This window comes from Comamonadaceae bacterium OTU4NAUVB1, from assembly GCA_024372625.1.
Taxonomy (GTDB): Bacteria; Pseudomonadota; Gammaproteobacteria; order Burkholderiales; family Burkholderiaceae_C; genus Variovorax.
Map to the genome: position 1 here is coordinate 1906932 of CP099605.1, position 15173 is coordinate 1922104.

Below are 15173 nucleotides of genomic sequence, written 5' to 3' on the forward strand. Positions count from 1 at the left end.
CGAGGAAGGACACGCCGGATCGCGCCGGGATGGGGAGACATTCGTCATAGCTGGTAGTACCTTGGCGTCCTGTCCGCCGCCGGCCCCCCGGCCCAGAATGCGCGCAGGAAGACCCAACCCATGACCATCGGCCACGACACCCTGCGCGACGTCAGCGCCCAGCTCTACGACCGCTCGCTGCGCGGCATCCCCAAGGACACCGACGCGGCCCTGCGCCGTGCCCTGGCGCGCGACGGCAACGAGACGGCGCGCCACACGCTAAAGATCATGCTGCAGAGTGCCGAGGCGGCGGCGCGCACGCAGCACTTCGTCTGCTCCGATGCGGGCGTGCCGGTGTACTTCGTGCGCGTGGGCACCCAGGCGCGCTTCGCCGGCAACGTGCGCGAGGCGATCACCGAGGGCTTCGAGCGGCTCGTGGAGACCATCCAGCCGCCGCTGCTGCCCCACGTGACGCACCCCCTGACCCTGGCGCGCGGCCACCGGGGCAAGGGCATGCCCATCATCACCTTCGACCTGGTCGACGACTGCGACTTCGTCGACATCACCTGCTCGCCCAAGGCGCTGGGCTCCGGGCGCTGGGCGGCACTGGAGATCTTCAGCTTCCCGGACCTGGCCACCATCGAGCGCTTCGTGCTGGAGACGGTCGTCAAGGCCGGCTCGCAGCCCTGCCCGCCGGTGGTGATCGGCGTGGGCGTGGGCGGCACCTTCGACTACGCGGCCAAGATGGCCAAGGAGGCGACGCTGCGCCCGATCGGCCAGCCGCATCCCGAGCCGATGGTGGCCGCGATGGAACAGCGCCTGGTGGAGGCGGTCAACAGCACCGGCTTCGGGCCGATGGGCACGGGAGGCGACAGCACCGCGCTGGCGGTGCACGTCGACTACTGCGCCGGCCACGGCTTCACGCCCGTGGCTGTGGCCTTCAACTGCTGGATCAACCGCCGGACCCGTGCCCGCCTCTACAACGACGGCCGCGTCGAGACGGTCGAATGAGCCGGACACCATGACCATCCGCACGCACCGCCTGAACTTTCCCCTGAGCGAGGCCGACGCGCGCGCGCTGCGCGCCGGCGACCTGGTCGTCATCGACGGCGAGGTCATCGTCACCGCCGGCATCCCGACCCACGAGCGCATGCTGCGCTGCCTCGACGGCCACGAGGCGCCGCCGATGGACCTGCGCGGCGCGTCCATCTTCCACCTGGGCAGCTTCAGCCGCGAGACCGACGGCCGCTTCGAGGTCCTCTACATCAACCCGACCACCAGCACGCGTTTCAATCCGGTCATGCCCCGGCTGATCGAGGGCTTCGGCTGGCATGCCATCGGCGGCAAGGGCGGGCTCGATGCCGCCAGCCTGCCGGCGATGCGCGCGGCCGGCTGCGTCTATCTCTCGTTCCTCGGCGGGGGCTGCACGCTGCTGTCGGCGGCGGTCAAGGAGGTGGTGCAGATCGGCTGGAGCGACATGCTCATGCATTACCGGCTGGTGCGTCTGCGGGTGGAGGGCCTGGGGCCGGCCACCGTCGGCATCGACGCCCACGGCCGCAGCCTGTACGCGGAGGAACAGGCCAGCGCCAAGGAGCGCCTGCCGGAGATCCTGGCACGGCTGGCAGCGCGCCGCGCCGAGGCCTGAACAGGCGACGAACGCCTCAGAGCCGGCCCTGGGCGCGCAGCACGCCCTTGTTGGCGAGCATGTCCGCGCGCTCGTTGCCCGGATCGCCCGAATGGCCCTTGACCCAGCGCCACTCGATCAGGTGCCCGCTCTCGTGCACCAGCTTGTCCAGCCGCTGCCAGAGTTCGGCGTTCTTCACCGGCTGCTTGGTGGACGTGCGCCAGCCCTTGGCCTTCCAGCCGTGGATCCACTCGGTGATGCCCTGGCGCACGTACTGGCTGTCGAGGTAGATGACGACCTTGCACGGACGCTTGAGCGCTGACAGGCCCTCGATGACGGCTTCGAGTTCCATCCGGTTGTTGGTGGTGACGAGTTCGCCGCCGAAGATTTCCTTCTCCGTCGCCCCCGACTTGAGCCAGGCGCCCCAGCCGCCCGGGCCGGGATTGCCCTTGCAGGCGCCATCGGTGTAGATCTGTACTTCGGTCAAGGGTCGTGTCCTCGTGGGGTTGGGTGAATGTTTGGGGAATGCGGGGTCGCGCCGCCGGTCGGTCGAACACGCGCTCCGGCTGGCCGGAAGGTCCGCGGTCAGGGCGTGCCGGACGAGGGCGGCGGCCGCCGGTGGACCCGGCCGGCGATCGGGACCGGCGCGCCGGCGCGCTGCGCGCTGCGCCGCCAGTTGGCGCCGAGCAGCCGCAGCCCGCGCACCCGCTTGACCCCCACCATGAAATACACCGCCCCGAAGATCGGCCACCAGCGCTCGCCCGCGCCGTCGAGCCAGCGGAAACGCGCCAGCCAGGCCTCGGTGCGGAAGGCCGGCCGGTAGACGCCGAAACGCACCGACTCGACCTCGAAGCCCAGGAGCCGCAGCCAGTCGCGCATGCGCCAGTGGCCGATGGACTCGCCGGCTTCGGGCAGGAACAGCTCGCCCAGACCGAGCCGGCGACACAGGTGCGCGCGGCGCTGGCGCATGGCCCAGAGGCTGGCCGGATTGAAGCCGCACAGCATCACGCGACCCTCGGGCACCAGCACGCGCTCCACCTCGCGCAGCGTGGCGTGCGGATCGTGGCTCAGTTCCAGCGTGTGCGGCAGCAGCACCAGGTCCAGGCTCGAAGCCTGGAACGGCAAGGCGTCGAACTCGGTCAACAGCACCGCGGCCCGTCGTCCGCCCGCGTCGCCCGACGCATCGGCGACCCATCGGTGCGGCATGCGGTTGGCCCGCAGGCCGTCGACGCCCACCGAACCGAGCTGCAGCGCGTGGTAGCCGAAGACATCGGCCACCGCATGATCGAACTGGGCCTGTTCCCACGTCAGCAGGTGACGTCCGGGCGGGGTCTCGAACCAATCCTCCAAACCTATAATTTGACCGCTCATGACCCTCGTTCCGCTGCCCGCCCTCGCCGACAACTACATCTGGATGCTGCACGACGGAGGCCACGCGATCGTGGTGGATCCCGGGGAGGCCGAACCGGTGTTCGAGGCGCTGGCGCGCGAGTCCCTGCAACTGGCCGCGATTCTAGTCACGCACCACCACGGCGATCACACCGGCGGCGTGGCCGCGCTGCGCGAGGCGACCGGCGCAAAGGTCTTCGGACCGGCGCGCGAACGCATTCCGGCCCCCTTCGTGCCGCTGGCCCAGGGCGACCATGCCGAGGCGCTCGGCCTGCGCTTCGAGGTGCTCGACATCCCGGGCCACACGGCCGGCCACATCGCCTTCTTCCTGCCGGCCACCACGGGCGCCGATGCCCGGGCGCCGCTCGTGTTCTGCGGCGACACGCTGTTCTCCGGCGGCTGCGGCCGACTCTTCGAGGGCACGCCGGCGCAGATGCTGGCCTCGCTCGACGCGCTCGCCGCCCTGCCCGACGCCACCCGCGTGTGCTGCGGCCACGAATACACACTTGCTAACCTGCGCTTCGCCCGTGCGGTGGAACCGGACAACGCCGAGCTGACTCACTACACGGCGCGATGCGAGGCCCTGCGCGCGCGCGGACAGCCCACCCTGCCCGCGCAGCTGGGCCTCGAACGCCGAATCAACCCCTTTCTTCGCAGCCGCGAAGCCACCGTCCTCGACGCACTGCAGGTGCATGACGGGCTTGCCGCCGACAGCGCGCAGGTCGACGTCTTCGCCGCGTTGCGCCAGTGGAAAAACGATTTCCGATGAAACTTCAGATCGCGGCCATCCTGGCCGGTGCCCTCTTCCTCACGGGCTGCGCCAGCACGTCCAATCCCGCCGCCATCGCCTCGCCCTCCGCCGGGGGCACCGCACTCCAGAGCGGCACCGCCGCGCCGGTGTATCCGGAAGGCTCCCTCACACCCATCACCGAGGGCGCCTTCGGCTCGCGCAGCGTCGCCAACCTGGCGCCGCCCGTCGACATGTGGGACCGCATCCGGCGCGGCTTCAAGATGCCCGACCTGGAGAACGACCTGGTGCAGGACCAGGTGCAGTGGTATTCCAGCCGCCCCGACTACGTCCAGCGCATGACCGAGCGCTCCAACCGCTACATCTTCCACATCGTCGAGGAGCTGGAGCGCCGCAACATGCCCACGGAGCTGGCGCTGCTGCCCTTCATCGAGAGCGCCTTCAACCCGCAGGCCGTCTCCAGCGCGCGCGCGGCCGGCATGTGGCAGTTCATGCCGGCGACCGGCACCGACTACGACCTCAAGCAGAACATCTTCCGCGACGACCGACGCGACGTGCTGGCCTCGACCCGCGCCGCGCTCGACTACCTTCAGCGCCTCTACACGATGTTCGGCGACTGGCACCTGGCGCTGGCCGCCTACAACTGGGGCGAAGGCAGCGTCGGACGCGCCATCGCCAGGAACCAGCGCGCGGGGCTGCCCACCGGCTACACCGACCTCGCCATGCCGGCCGAGACGCGCAACTACGTGCCCAAGCTGCAGGCGGTGAAGAACATCGTCGCCGATCCCCAGCGCTTCCGGGTCGACCTGCCGGTGATCGCCAACCACCCCTACTTCCAGACCGTGGTGCTCACGCGCGACGTCGACGTGTCGCTCGCCGCCAAGCTCGCCGACGTGCGCGTCGAGGACTTCCGCGCGCTCAACCCGGCCGCCCACAAGCCGGTGCTGCTGGCCGCCGGCACGCCCCAGATCCTGCTGCCGTGGGACAACGCGGCCGTCTTCCAGCGCAACTTCGACGCCTACACGCAGGGCCAGTACGCGAGCTGGACAGCCTGGACCGTGCCCACCACCATGACCGTGGCCGACGCCGCCCAGCGCTCGGGAATGAGCGAGCCGGACCTGCGCGCGATCAACAACGTGCCCCCGCGCATGCTCATCAAGGCCGGCTCGACGCTCATCGTGCCGCGCAACGCGCGCGTGCTGGAGGACGTGGACGCGCTGATCGCCGACACCGGCCACCTGAGCTTCCAGCCCGAGATCGTGACCCGCCGCACGCTCGTCAACGCCGGGCGCAATGAGAGCGTCGCCAGCATCGCGCGCCGCTTCCGCGTGAGCGCGGCCAGCGTCGCCGAGTGGAACGACGTGAAGCCCACCCATGCCTTCCAGCGCGGCTATCAGGTCGTGGTGTTCGTGCCCGTGCGCGCGGCGGGCTCGGCGCAGGTGGGCAGCGGCAACGCGGCCGCGCAACGCGCCGTCGTCCGGACGCCCGCCGCCGCGCCGTCCGTGGCGGTCCCGGCGCAGAAAGGCGGCTCCTTCAAGCGGACCGCATCGACGTCGACGGTCCGAAGGGTGCCCCCGGCGGCGGCCGCCGCGCGGCAGCCCGTCGTGCGGGAAAAGCGCGCGGCCGCCGTCGCGCCCACGGCGGCGGACAAGAAGAAGCGCTGACGCCCCGGGCATGTCGCGGCCCCGTACGGCCTGCGACACGCCCTGGATCAGGCGTGGAACCGGTCCTTGGCGCGCTGCGCGAAGCGGTTGGTGTAGGTCTTGTCGAGGTCGACCCGGTCGCCCTGGATCGCCGGATCGAAGCCGGTCAGCGCGGCCAGCGCCGTCCTGGGTCCGTCGGGCGGCACCAGACCGTCCACCGAAATCGCCTCGCGCATCTTGTCGAAGGCCGAGAGGTACAACGCGCGGTCCCCCAGCAGGTAGGCCTCCGGCACCGTCTTGATGATGTCGCCGGGACCGGCCGTCTGCAGCCACTTCAACCCGCGCACCACGGCATTGGCGATCGCCTGGCAGGTCCGGGGGTTCTTCTGCACGAACTCGATCGGCGCGTACACGCAGGACGCCGGCATCGGCCCGCCGAACAGGTCGAGCGTGCCCTTCTGCGTGCGCGTGTCGCACAGGATCTTCACGTCGCCCTTCTGCTCGAGCATCGTCATGACCGGGTCGATGTTGCTGATGGCGTCGATCTGGCCGGCGCGCATCGCCGCCAGAGCCCCCGCCGCCACGCCGACGCCGACGTAGCTCACGTCCGCGCCATGCAGGCCGGCGCGTGACAGGAACAGGCTGGCGACCATGTGGGTCGAGGCGCCCGGCGCGGACACGCCGATCTTGCGGCCGCGCAGGTCGGCGACGCCACGGTAGCCCGCGAGGGTCCGGGTCGACACGCCCACCGCGATCTGCGGCGCGCGCGCCTGCATCACGATCGACTGGAAGACCTGGCCCTTGGACTGCAGGTTGATGGTGTGCTCGTACGCGCCGGCGCCCACGTCGGCGGTGCCGCCGATGACCGCCTGCAGGGCCCGCGCCCCACCGGCGAAATCGGTGACCTCGACGTCCAGCCCCTCGTCCTGGAAGTAGCCGAGCTGCTGGCTCACGGTCAGCGGCAGGTGATAGAACGCCGCCTTGCCGCCCACCGCCATCGCGATGCGGCCCTTCTCCAGCCTGGCCTGCGCCCGGACACCGGGCATCGCGAGGGAAGCGGCCCCCAGCACGGCGGCGGTGCCATGGAGAAAAGTGCGGCGATTCGTCATTGAGCGTTGACTCCCCCCGACGCAGCGCCCGTTCGTCGCGCCCCGTCCATTCGTCGTTGTGTTGTTCGGCGAGAGCTTAAATCGCGCGTCGGAGCCACGTCATCGGGAACATCCCCCTGCGGGTTTCCACGCGAGAACAAAGGCCTCGGACGTCGGCGGCCACACCCGCGCGCGACCGGCTCCGGCGCTGCGGGATCGAGCTAGCGCCCCGCGAAGAGGATCGCGACGTTGACCGCGAAGCCCAGCGCCCACACCGCGCTGCGCAAGCCTCCGGCGCCGGCCACGTAGAGGCTGACGTAGAGCACCCGCAACACGACGTAGGCACAGGCCAGCAGGTCGATGCGGCCCTGCGCGGCGCCGAGCTGGTGCGCGATCACGACCGCGCCGATGAACAACGGCAGGCCTTCGAAGCCGTTGGCCTGCGCCGCGTTGGCACGCGAACGCCAGCCGCTCTGGCGCGACGCCCACTCGCGCGGCGCGGCGTTGTCGCGCGGTCCGTAGGCACCGACCTTGGCGAGGTAGGCGCTGAGATAAGGCAGCACGGCGGCCGCCAGCACGCACCAGTACGCCAGTGTCAGGGAAGGAATGTCCATCGATGCGTTCTCGTTGTGTCCTCAGCGGCGATCGACCAGGGCGTGGGCGATGGTGCCCAGGTCGACGTACTCGAGTTCGCTGCCCGCCGGCACGCCGCGCGCCAGTCGCGTCACGGTCAGGCCGCGCTGGCGCAGCGCCTCGCCCACCACGTGCGCGGTGGCCTCGCCCTCGGCGGTGAAGTTGGTCGCGAGGATGACCTCGCTCACGACGCCGTCGAGCGCGCGGTCGAACAGCTTCTGCAGCCCGATATCGCGCGGCCCGATGCCGTCGAGCGGGCTCAGGCGTCCCATCAGCACGAAGTAGTAGCCCCGGAAGGCGCCGGTGCGCTCCAGCGCGGCCTGGTCGGCCGGCGTCTCGACCACGCACAGCTTGGTCGCGTCGCGGCGGGGGTCGAGGCACACGTTGCAGACCTGTCCCTCGGTGAAGGTGTTGCAGCGGTCGCAATGGCGCACCCGCGCGGCCGCCTGCTGCAGCGCGCGGGCGAGCAGGTCGGTGCCGGCGCGGTCGTGCTGCAGCATGTGGAAGGCCATGCGCGACGCGGACTTCACGCCCACGCCGGGCAACCGGCGCAAGGCCTCGACGAGGGCTTCGAGCGAACTGGCGTCAGCCATGGCGTGGCGGCACGGTCGGTGTCACGGCGAACCTCAGAAAGGCATCTTCATGCCCGGCGGGAGGCCGGCGGTGAGCTTGCCCATCTTCTGCTCGCTCACCTCCTCGGCCTTGCGCACGGCGGCGTTGAAGGCGGCGGCCACCAGGTCCTCCAGCATGTCCTTGTCGTCGGCCAGCAGGCTGGGGTCGATGGTGATGCGCTTGACGTCGTGCTTGCAGGTCATCAGCACCTTCACCAGGCCGGCGCCCGATTCGCCCTCGACCTCGATGTGGGCGAGTTCCTCCTGCGCCTTCTTGAGGTTGTCCTGCATGGCCTGGGCCTGCTTCATGAGGCCGGCGAGTTGTCCCTTGTTGAACATGGTCTTGATCCTGGAAAGGTTGGGGTTGAAATGAAAAGGTGCGAATCAGCGAATCGGTGGATCGGACGGGGCCCCGGCGCGGCGTTCCGCAGGAGGCGGCCGGGTCAGGCCGGCTTGAGCGATCCGGGGACGATCTTCGCATCCCAGTCGCGCATCATCGACTGCACCTCGGGGTCGTTGTGGATCGCTTCCTCGGCCGCGCGCTGGCGGGCCTCGGCGGCGAGCCGGTTGCGACGCGCGGGACTGTCGGTGACGCCACCGATCTCGATCGCGATCGTCACGCCGTGGCCGAGCGCGGCGAGCGCGGCCTGCAGGCGGTCGCGGCTCGACGGCTGGTTGAGGGATTCGCGCTCGACGCGCAGCAGCCAGCGGTCGACGTCGCGCGCGACCAGTTGCGACTGCAGCGCCAGTTCCCGCGCCAGCGCGGTGATGGCTTCGGCCACCACCATCCGCGTGACGGTGGCATGCCAGAAATCGCCGGCCTCGCTGGGCTCGACCGGCTGCGCGCCGGCCGCTCCGGCGCCGCCCGCCGCGACGCGACGCACCGCATCGCCGGCGTCCACCACCGACCGGTCGCGCGACGCCTCCCGGCCCGGGGGTTCGGGCTGCACGCGCACCGGAATGGCCAGCACGCGGTCGGCCGGCGGCAGTTCGTCGGGTGGCTCGCCGTCGTCGGGATGCCGGACATCGACCGCCGACGCCGGCACGGACGCCTCGCGCACCGGCAGACGATGCCCGTGCGGCGCCGTGGCGCGGGACACGAAGGACGACGCCATCGTCGACGGCGCGGCGGGCGTGGCGGGCGTGGCGGCCATCGGGCTCGTGGCGGCGATGGGCGATGGCGATGGCGCGGACGCCGCGACGCCGCTCACCGGCGCGGGACGTTCGACCTGCGCCTGGACACCGTCCGAAGCGGCCGTCGGCACGCGGCCGGTGGGCACCGCACGCGCCGCCGCATCCGGCATCGGACACTCACGCGGCGGAGTTTTTTTTTCCTGCTCGGACGGTGCCGTCCCTTCCTGCGCGCGCCCGCCCGGTGGCTTGAAGGCCAGCAGCCGCAGCAGCACCATCGTGAGCGCCGCGTATTCGTCGGGGGCCAGGCCGAGTTCGCCGCGTCCGTGCAGGCACAGGCTGTAGAGCAGTTGCGTCTCGTCGGGGGGCATGGCGGCGGCGAGGCGCGCGGTCTCGGCGGCATCGGGATCGGCGTCGTTCGACGCCGCGGCGGCTGCGCGCGAGGGCACCGCCTGCAGCACGGCCATCGACTGCAGCACGGTGGTCATCTCCTCCAGCGTCGACGCCGCGGCGATGCCCTCGCGCCGCAGGGTCTCGGCGGTCTCGACGACCGTGCGGCCGTCGCCGCGCGCGAGCGCGTCGATCAGGCCGAAGACATGGCCGCGGTCGGCACTGCCGAGCATCTGGCGCACGCCGTCCTCGCGCAGCGCGCCGTTGCCGAACGCGATGGCCTGGTCGGTCAGGGAAAGCGCGTCGCGCATCGATCCGCGCGCCGCCCTCGCGAGCAGGCGCAGCGCCTGCGGCTCGGCCTCGACCTGCTCGGTCGCGAGCACCTGCGTCAGGTGCTCCAGCACGGTCTCGGGCGCCATCGGGCGCAGGTTGAACTGCAGGCAGCGCGACAGCACCGTGACCGGCACCTTCTGCGGATCGGTCGTGGCGAGGACGAACTTCAGGTACTCCGGCGGCTCCTCCAGCGTCTTGAGCATCGCGTTGAACGCGGTGTTCGTGAGCATGTGCACCTCGTCGATCATGAAGACCTTGAAGCGCCCCTGCACCGGCTTGTAGACCGCCTGCTCCAGCAGGGCCTGCACCTCGTCGACGCCCCGGTTGGACGCGGCGTCGAGTTCGGTGTAGTCCACGAAACGGCCGGCGTCGATGTCCCGGCAGGCCTGGCACACGCCGCACGGATGCGCCGTGATGCCGCCCTGCCCGTCGGGTCCCTGGCAATTGAGGGACTTGGCCAGGATGCGCGAGACGGTGGTCTTGCCGACGCCGCGCGTCCCGGTGAACAGGTAGGCGTGATGCAGCCGACCGGTGGTCAGCGCGTTGGACAACGCCTGCACCACGTGCTCCTGGCCGACCATTTCCTCGAAGTTGCGGGGCCGGTATTTGCGAGCGAGCACGAGATAGGACATCGGGGCGATTTTACGTGCCGCACGGGGCCCGCCCGGTCGCATGGCGATGCGTCCGCCGGGTCGCCGCAACGCCCGTTTCGCAATCACCGAGGGCCATCAGGGTCAAACGTCCTTCGGTCTACAATGGCGGTTGACGGGCCTCCCCGCATGGTGAAGCGGCCAACCGGGTCAGGTGGGGAACCAAGCAGCCCTAACTGCGTAGTCAGTGCCGGGGGTAAGGCTCGTCAACCTCATTTCAGCGCATCAAGTTGGTCTTCGCCAGCTCCAGCACCTCGTCGCCACGCCCCGATAGGATCGCACGCAGCGCGTACAGGCTGAAACCCTTGGCCTGTTCGGCCTGGATCTTCGGCGGCATGATCAGTTCCTGGCGTGCCGCGACCACGTCCACCAGCACCGGACCGTCGTGCGCGAAGGCTGCCGCCAGCGCGGGCCGCAGGTTCTCCGAGTCCTCGACACGAAGTCCCAGCAGACCGATGGCGTTGGCCATCGCCGCGAAGTCCGGGTTCCTCAGCGCCACGTTGGTCGACAGGTAGCCGGCCGCCTTCATCTCCATCTCGACGAAATCGAGCGAGCCGTTGTTGAGCACGACGATCTTGATCGGCAGCTTCAACTGCACCGCGCTCAGCAGGTCGCCCATCAACATGGCGAAGCCCCCATCGCCCGACATCGAGATCACCTGCCGGCCCGGGAACGCGGCCTGCGCACCCAGGGCCTGCGGCATGGCGTTGGCCATCGAGCCGTGGTTGAACGAGCCGATGAGACGGCGCCGGCCGTTCATGCGGAAATAGCGCGCCGCCCACACCACCGGCGTGCCGACGTCGGCGGTGAAGATGGCGTCGTCCACCGCCATGGCGTCGACCATCTTCGAGACGTATTGCGGATGCAGGGGCTCGCCGGCCTCGCGCGGCGTCGCCAAGTCGTCGAGGCTCTTCTGCGCGGCCTGGAAGTTCTCCCGCGCCTTTTCCAGGAAGGTCCGCGAGCGGCCCTCGCCGATCTCCGGCGCCAGCAGCGCCGCGAACTCGCGCACGTCGGCGACCACGCCCAGGGCCAGCGGCGTGCGGCGGCCGAGCGCCGACGGATCGCGGTCGACCTGGATGACCCTGGCGTCCTTCGGATAGAAGGCGCGGTAGGGGAAGTCGGTGCCCAGCATCAGCAGCACCTCGCAGTCCATGACCGCCTCGTAGCCCGAGGACAGGCCGATCAGCCCGGTCATGCCGACGTCGAACGGGTTGTCCCATTCGACGTGCTCCTTGCCGCGATAGGCGTGCACGACGGGCGCGGCCAGCCGGTCGGCCAGCGCCACAAGTTCGTCGTGCGCGCCCGCGCAGCCGGCGCCGGCGAGGATCGTCACTTTCGACGCGCCGTCGAGCAATGCGGCCGCGCGGGCGATTTCGGCCCGCGCCGGCACGAGGCGCGGCGCGGCGAGCGGGGGGAAGTCGGTCGACACGCCCTTGGGCATCTCCAGCAGCGACACGTCGCCCGGCACCACCAGCACCGCCACGCCGTTCTGTCCGATGGCCGTGCGCAGCGCGCGGTGCAGCAGTTCGGGCAGTTGCTGCGGACTGGTCAGCATCTCGCAGAAGTGGCTGCATTCGCGGAACAGCTCGGTCGGATGCGTTTCCTGGAAATACGACAGACCGATCTCCGAGGTCGGGATGTGGCTGGCGATGGCCAGCACCGGCACGCGGCTGCGGTGGCAGTCGAACAGGCCGTTGATCAGATGCAGGTTGCCGGGGCCGCAGCTGCCCGCGCAGACCGCCAGACGGCCCGTGGCCGCCGCCTCCGCTCCGGCCGCGAAGGCGCCTGCCTCCTCGTGGCGCACGTGCATGAACTCGATGCCGCCATGCGCGCGCAGGGCGTCGTTGATCGCGTTGAGGCTGTCTCCGGTGACGCCCCACATGCGCTCGACACCGGCGCTGGCGAGGGTCTTGACGATGAATTCGGCGATCGTGTCGGCCATGGGGGGCGAAGCTCCAGTGGATGGGAAGGCGCCGATTCTCGAAGCGCCGCATGCTGCACCGCGGCAGGACCGGGCCGCGTCGCCGTGTCTGCGCAAGGGCCGGGACCCGCGCGGCAGCCCCTACAATCCGTCTCCGACGCGGGTGTAGCTCAATGGCAGAGCTGTTGCTTCCCAAGCAACTGACGAGGGTTCGATTCCCTTCACCCGCTCCACGGATCCGACGGCGCCCGCCGTCTTGCAGATGCCCCGGTCCCCCGCTCCACGCGCAGCGCGGTTCCTCCCCGCCTTCCTTCCAGCCTCCTCCTCCACCGCGAATCGCCGGCCGTCGGTGCGCCGGCAGGGGAACGGCGCCCCGCCTTCCCGCGCCGTCCGTGAACCGGCGGCAGGAATGAGGTAGGGTCCGGGACGGCGCCGGTCGTCGCGACCGGGCCCGGGACTTCGATCCTGGCCATGTCTTCATCCCATCGGAGGCAAGAAAATGACGAACAGCTGTCCACCGGCAGGGCGTGCCGGATCGATGCCGGGATGGGCCGCGCGATGAAGCGGCTCGGCGAGGAGCTCCAGAAGCTCTCCAAGGAGGACATCGAGACGCTGTTCAAGCAGATCCTGGACGCGGTGCCCGACATGGTGCTGCTCAAGGCGCCCGGCTCGCGGCTGGTGTGGGCCAACGCCGCCTTCCGCGCCGCCTACGGGATGTCGAAGGGGCATTTCGAGCAGGTGGTGGACAGCTCGCACTACCGCCCGGAATACACGCGCCAGTACATCGAGGCCGACGCCGCCGTCTTCAACGACCACCAGACGATCGTCGTTCCCAACGAACCCATGACGCGCGCCGACGGCGAGGTGATCCGGGTGCACACGACCAAATCGCCGATCCACGACGAGCAGGGCCGCGTCGTGATGCTGGTGGCGGTCTGCCACGACCTGGCCGAGCGCAACCGGCTGGAGGCGCGGCTGCGGCTGGCCGACCGGATGGCGTCGGTCGGCACGCTGGCCGCGGGCATCGCGCACGAGATCAACACGCCGATCCAGTTCGTCAACGACAGCGTGCATTTCCTGCAGCAGGCCTCCGAGGACCTGCTGGGCTGCCTGCAGCACGTCGAAGCACTGCGTCGCCAGCTGGGCGACGGCGGCGCGGCGGCCACGCCGGGGGGCCTGGACCCGGCGGCCCGCGCGCTGGTGGCGGACGCCGACACGATCGACATCGCCGACCTCGCCGAGCACATCCCCAAGGCCTTCGCGCGCTGCCAGGACGGCCTGGACCGCGTGAGCGCGATCGTCCGGGCGATGCGCGTCTTCGCGCATCCGGCCAACGACGTCATGGCGCCGTCGGACCTGAACCAGGCGATCCAGAGCACGCTGACGATCGCGCGCAACGAATACCGGTTCGTCGCCGACCTGACGACGGCGTTCGGCGAGCTGCCGCCCGTGCACTGCCTGATCGGCGACATCAACCAGGTCGTGCTCAACCTGGTGGTGAATTCGGCCCATTCGATCGCGCAACGCAACGCCGGCACCGACCGCAAGGGACGCATCGACATCCGCACGACCTGCGACGCGACGAACGCGTTCATCGCCATCGCCGACACCGGAACAGGCATCGCGCCGGACATCGCCTCGCGCGTTTTCGAGATGTTCTTCACCACCAAGGAAGTCGGCAAGGGCACCGGCCAGGGCCTGGCGATGGCCTGGTCGGTGATCACGGAGAAGCACGGCGGAGAGATCCGGTTCGAGAACAACGCCGACGGCGGCGTGACATTCACCCTGCAACTGCCCATCGCCGGCAAGGCGTCGTGAATCCGGCGCGGCGCGGCGCGCGAACCACCAGGGAACCGATCGGAAAGTCATGTCGATGAATCCAGCCACGAAACCGCACATCCTGTGCGTGGACGACGAACCGCAGGTGCTGGAGTCGCTGCGGCTCAACCTGCGGCGCACCTGCACGGTGTCGACGGCCACCAGCGGCGCCGAGGCGCTGGCCCTGCTCGCGCCGGAAAGCGACGTCGCGGTCATCGTCTCGGACATGCGCATGCCGTCGATGAACGGCGCGGTGTTCCTGGCGCAGGCGCGCGTGAAGGCGCCCGACGCGGTGCGCCTCCTGCTGACCGGCCAGTCGGACATCGATTCGGCCATCGCGGCGGTGAACGACGGGCAGATCTTCCGTTTCCTGAGCAAGCCGTGCGCGCCGACCGTGCTGCTCGAGGCGGTGGCGTCGGCCGTCGCGCAGCACCGGCTGGTCACCGCCGAACGCGTGCTGCTGCAGCAGACGCTCCACGGCAGCATCCAGGCGCTGACCGAGATGCTGGCGATGGTCAATCCGATCGCCTTCGGCCGCTCCGTGCGGATCCGCAAGCTGGCCAGCGAACTGGCCGAACAGCAGCGGATGAAGGAGCGCTGGCAGCTCGAGGTGGCGGCGATGCTCTCGCAGATCGGGCACGCCACGCTCCCGCCCCAGGTCGCGGAGAAGGCGTACTACGGCCTGCCGCTGTCGGCCGAGGAGGACCGGCTGATCCAGGGCCTGCCGGTGCTGGTGGAAAGGCTGCTGGCCCACATCCCGCGCCTGGAGACGGTACTGGCCATCCTGCGCAACCACCCCGTCGGCCACGACGGCGCGTTCGATGCCCGCGGGCTCGCCCCCGCCGACGTGCCGGTCGCGCGCCAGGGCGCGGGCATGCTGCGCCTGGCCATCGACTTCGACATCCTGGAGTCGGCCGACAACGGAACGCCCTTCGACGTCGTGCTGGGCACCCTGCGGCGGCGTGGCGGCACCTACGCCCCGGGCCTGCTCGACGCGCTGGAGGCGGTGCGCGGCGCCGAGGCGGCGCCCGACGTCCAGCACCTCACCCTGCACGAACTCGACGTCGGCATGGTCTTCGCGGAGGACATCAAGACCCCCGCCGGGGTGCTGCTGGTGGCGCGCGGCTACCAGATCACGGCGCGGGTGCTCGAGCGCATCCAGGATTTCTCGACGGTCGGCGGGACGCAGGTCCGCTGGGCGGTCTTTCGCTAGGC

Annotated in this window: 14 protein-coding genes, 1 tRNA gene and 1 other RNA gene; 8 read left to right on the plus strand and 8 right to left on the minus strand. The window is 70.4% G+C overall.

What is annotated here, in order from left to right; translation table 11 throughout:
• Positions 1 to 120: 120 nt before the first annotated feature.
• Positions 121 to 990 (plus strand): fumarate hydratase, encoded by an 870-nt coding sequence (locus tag NF681_12445; protein ID UST53140.1) that lies wholly within the window; start codon positions 121 to 123, stop codon positions 988 to 990.
• A 10-nt stretch (positions 991 to 1000) separates the two neighbouring features.
• The gene (locus NF681_12450) at positions 1001 to 1624 is read left to right on the plus strand and encodes a fumarate hydratase C-terminal domain-containing protein (protein UST53141.1); all 624 of its coding nucleotides are present in this window, start codon (positions 1001 to 1003) and stop codon (positions 1622 to 1624) included.
• A gap of 16 nt (positions 1625 to 1640) precedes the next feature.
• Here NF681_12450 and rnhA read toward each other — a convergent pair whose 3' ends face one another.
• Positions 1641 to 2090: a ribonuclease HI gene (rnhA, locus tag NF681_12455; GenBank protein UST53142.1), complete on the minus strand. Its 450-nt coding sequence runs from the start codon at positions 2088 to 2090 to the stop codon at positions 1641 to 1643.
• Positions 2091 to 2188: 98 nt separating this feature from the next.
• Complete coding sequence (locus NF681_12460; GenBank protein ID UST55761.1) at positions 2189 to 2953, minus strand: class I SAM-dependent methyltransferase; 765 nt, start codon at positions 2951 to 2953, stop codon at positions 2189 to 2191.
• Between the two features lie 19 nt (positions 2954 to 2972).
• Here NF681_12460 and gloB point away from each other — a divergent pair, with 19 nt between their 5' ends.
• Both gloB and NF681_12470 read left to right on the plus strand, forming a co-directional pair.
• A complete protein-coding gene (gloB, locus tag NF681_12465) occupies positions 2973 to 3761 on the plus strand; it encodes a hydroxyacylglutathione hydrolase (protein UST53143.1) in 789 nt (262 codons plus the stop codon).
• Positions 3758 to 5404, plus strand: coding sequence for a transglycosylase SLT domain-containing protein (locus NF681_12470; protein ID UST53144.1), 1647 nt, complete (start codon positions 3758 to 3760; stop codon positions 5402 to 5404). The genes gloB and NF681_12470 overlap by 4 nt, the downstream gene beginning before the upstream one ends.
• 47 nt (positions 5405 to 5451) lie before the next feature.
• Here the strand turns inward: NF681_12470 and NF681_12475 are convergent, their stop codons facing one another.
• The 5 genes from NF681_12475 to dnaX form a co-directional block, all read right to left on the minus strand.
• Positions 5452 to 6492 carry an ABC transporter substrate-binding protein gene (locus NF681_12475; protein ID UST53145.1) on the minus strand — a complete coding sequence of 347 codons (1041 nt, stop codon included), beginning with the start codon at positions 6490 to 6492 and terminating at the stop codon, positions 5452 to 5454.
• Positions 6493 to 6692: 200 nt separating this feature from the next.
• Positions 6693 to 7085, minus strand: coding sequence for an MAPEG family protein (locus tag NF681_12480; GenBank protein UST53146.1), 393 nt, complete (start codon positions 7083 to 7085; stop codon positions 6693 to 6695).
• Positions 7086 to 7106: 21 nt separating this feature from the next.
• The gene (gene recR / locus NF681_12485; protein UST53147.1) at positions 7107 to 7697 is read right to left on the minus strand and encodes a recombination mediator RecR; all 591 of its coding nucleotides are present in this window, start codon (positions 7695 to 7697) and stop codon (positions 7107 to 7109) included.
• A 33-nt stretch (positions 7698 to 7730) separates the two neighbouring features.
• The gene (locus NF681_12490) at positions 7731 to 8054 is read right to left on the minus strand and encodes a YbaB/EbfC family nucleoid-associated protein (GenBank protein UST53148.1); all 324 of its coding nucleotides are present in this window, start codon (positions 8052 to 8054) and stop codon (positions 7731 to 7733) included.
• A gap of 104 nt (positions 8055 to 8158) precedes the next feature.
• Positions 8159 to 10201 (minus strand): DNA polymerase III subunit gamma/tau, encoded by a 2043-nt coding sequence (gene dnaX / locus NF681_12495; protein ID UST53149.1) that lies wholly within the window; start codon positions 10199 to 10201, stop codon positions 8159 to 8161.
• Positions 10202 to 10333: 132 nt separating this feature from the next.
• Between dnaX and ffs the strand changes: the two genes are divergently transcribed.
• An RNA gene (gene ffs / locus NF681_12500) (signal recognition particle sRNA small type) lies at positions 10334 to 10430 on the plus strand.
• A gap of 6 nt (positions 10431 to 10436) precedes the next feature.
• Here ffs and poxB read toward each other — a convergent pair.
• Positions 10437 to 12161, minus strand: coding sequence for a ubiquinone-dependent pyruvate dehydrogenase (poxB, locus tag NF681_12505; protein UST53150.1), 1725 nt, complete (start codon positions 12159 to 12161; stop codon positions 10437 to 10439).
• A gap of 138 nt (positions 12162 to 12299) precedes the next feature.
• Between poxB and NF681_12510 the strand changes: the two genes are divergently transcribed.
• From NF681_12510 to NF681_12520, 3 genes are all read left to right on the plus strand, one after another.
• Positions 12300 to 12373, plus strand: a tRNA-Gly gene (locus tag NF681_12510).
• Between the two features lie 325 nt (positions 12374 to 12698).
• Entirely contained in the window at positions 12699 to 13958 is a 1260-nt protein-coding gene (locus NF681_12515; protein ID UST53151.1) for an ATP-binding protein, read from the plus strand.
• Between the two features lie 55 nt (positions 13959 to 14013).
• The gene (locus NF681_12520) at positions 14014 to 15171 is read left to right on the plus strand and encodes a response regulator (protein ID UST53152.1); all 1158 of its coding nucleotides are present in this window, start codon (positions 14014 to 14016) and stop codon (positions 15169 to 15171) included.
• Positions 15172 to 15173: the final 2 nt, after the last annotated feature.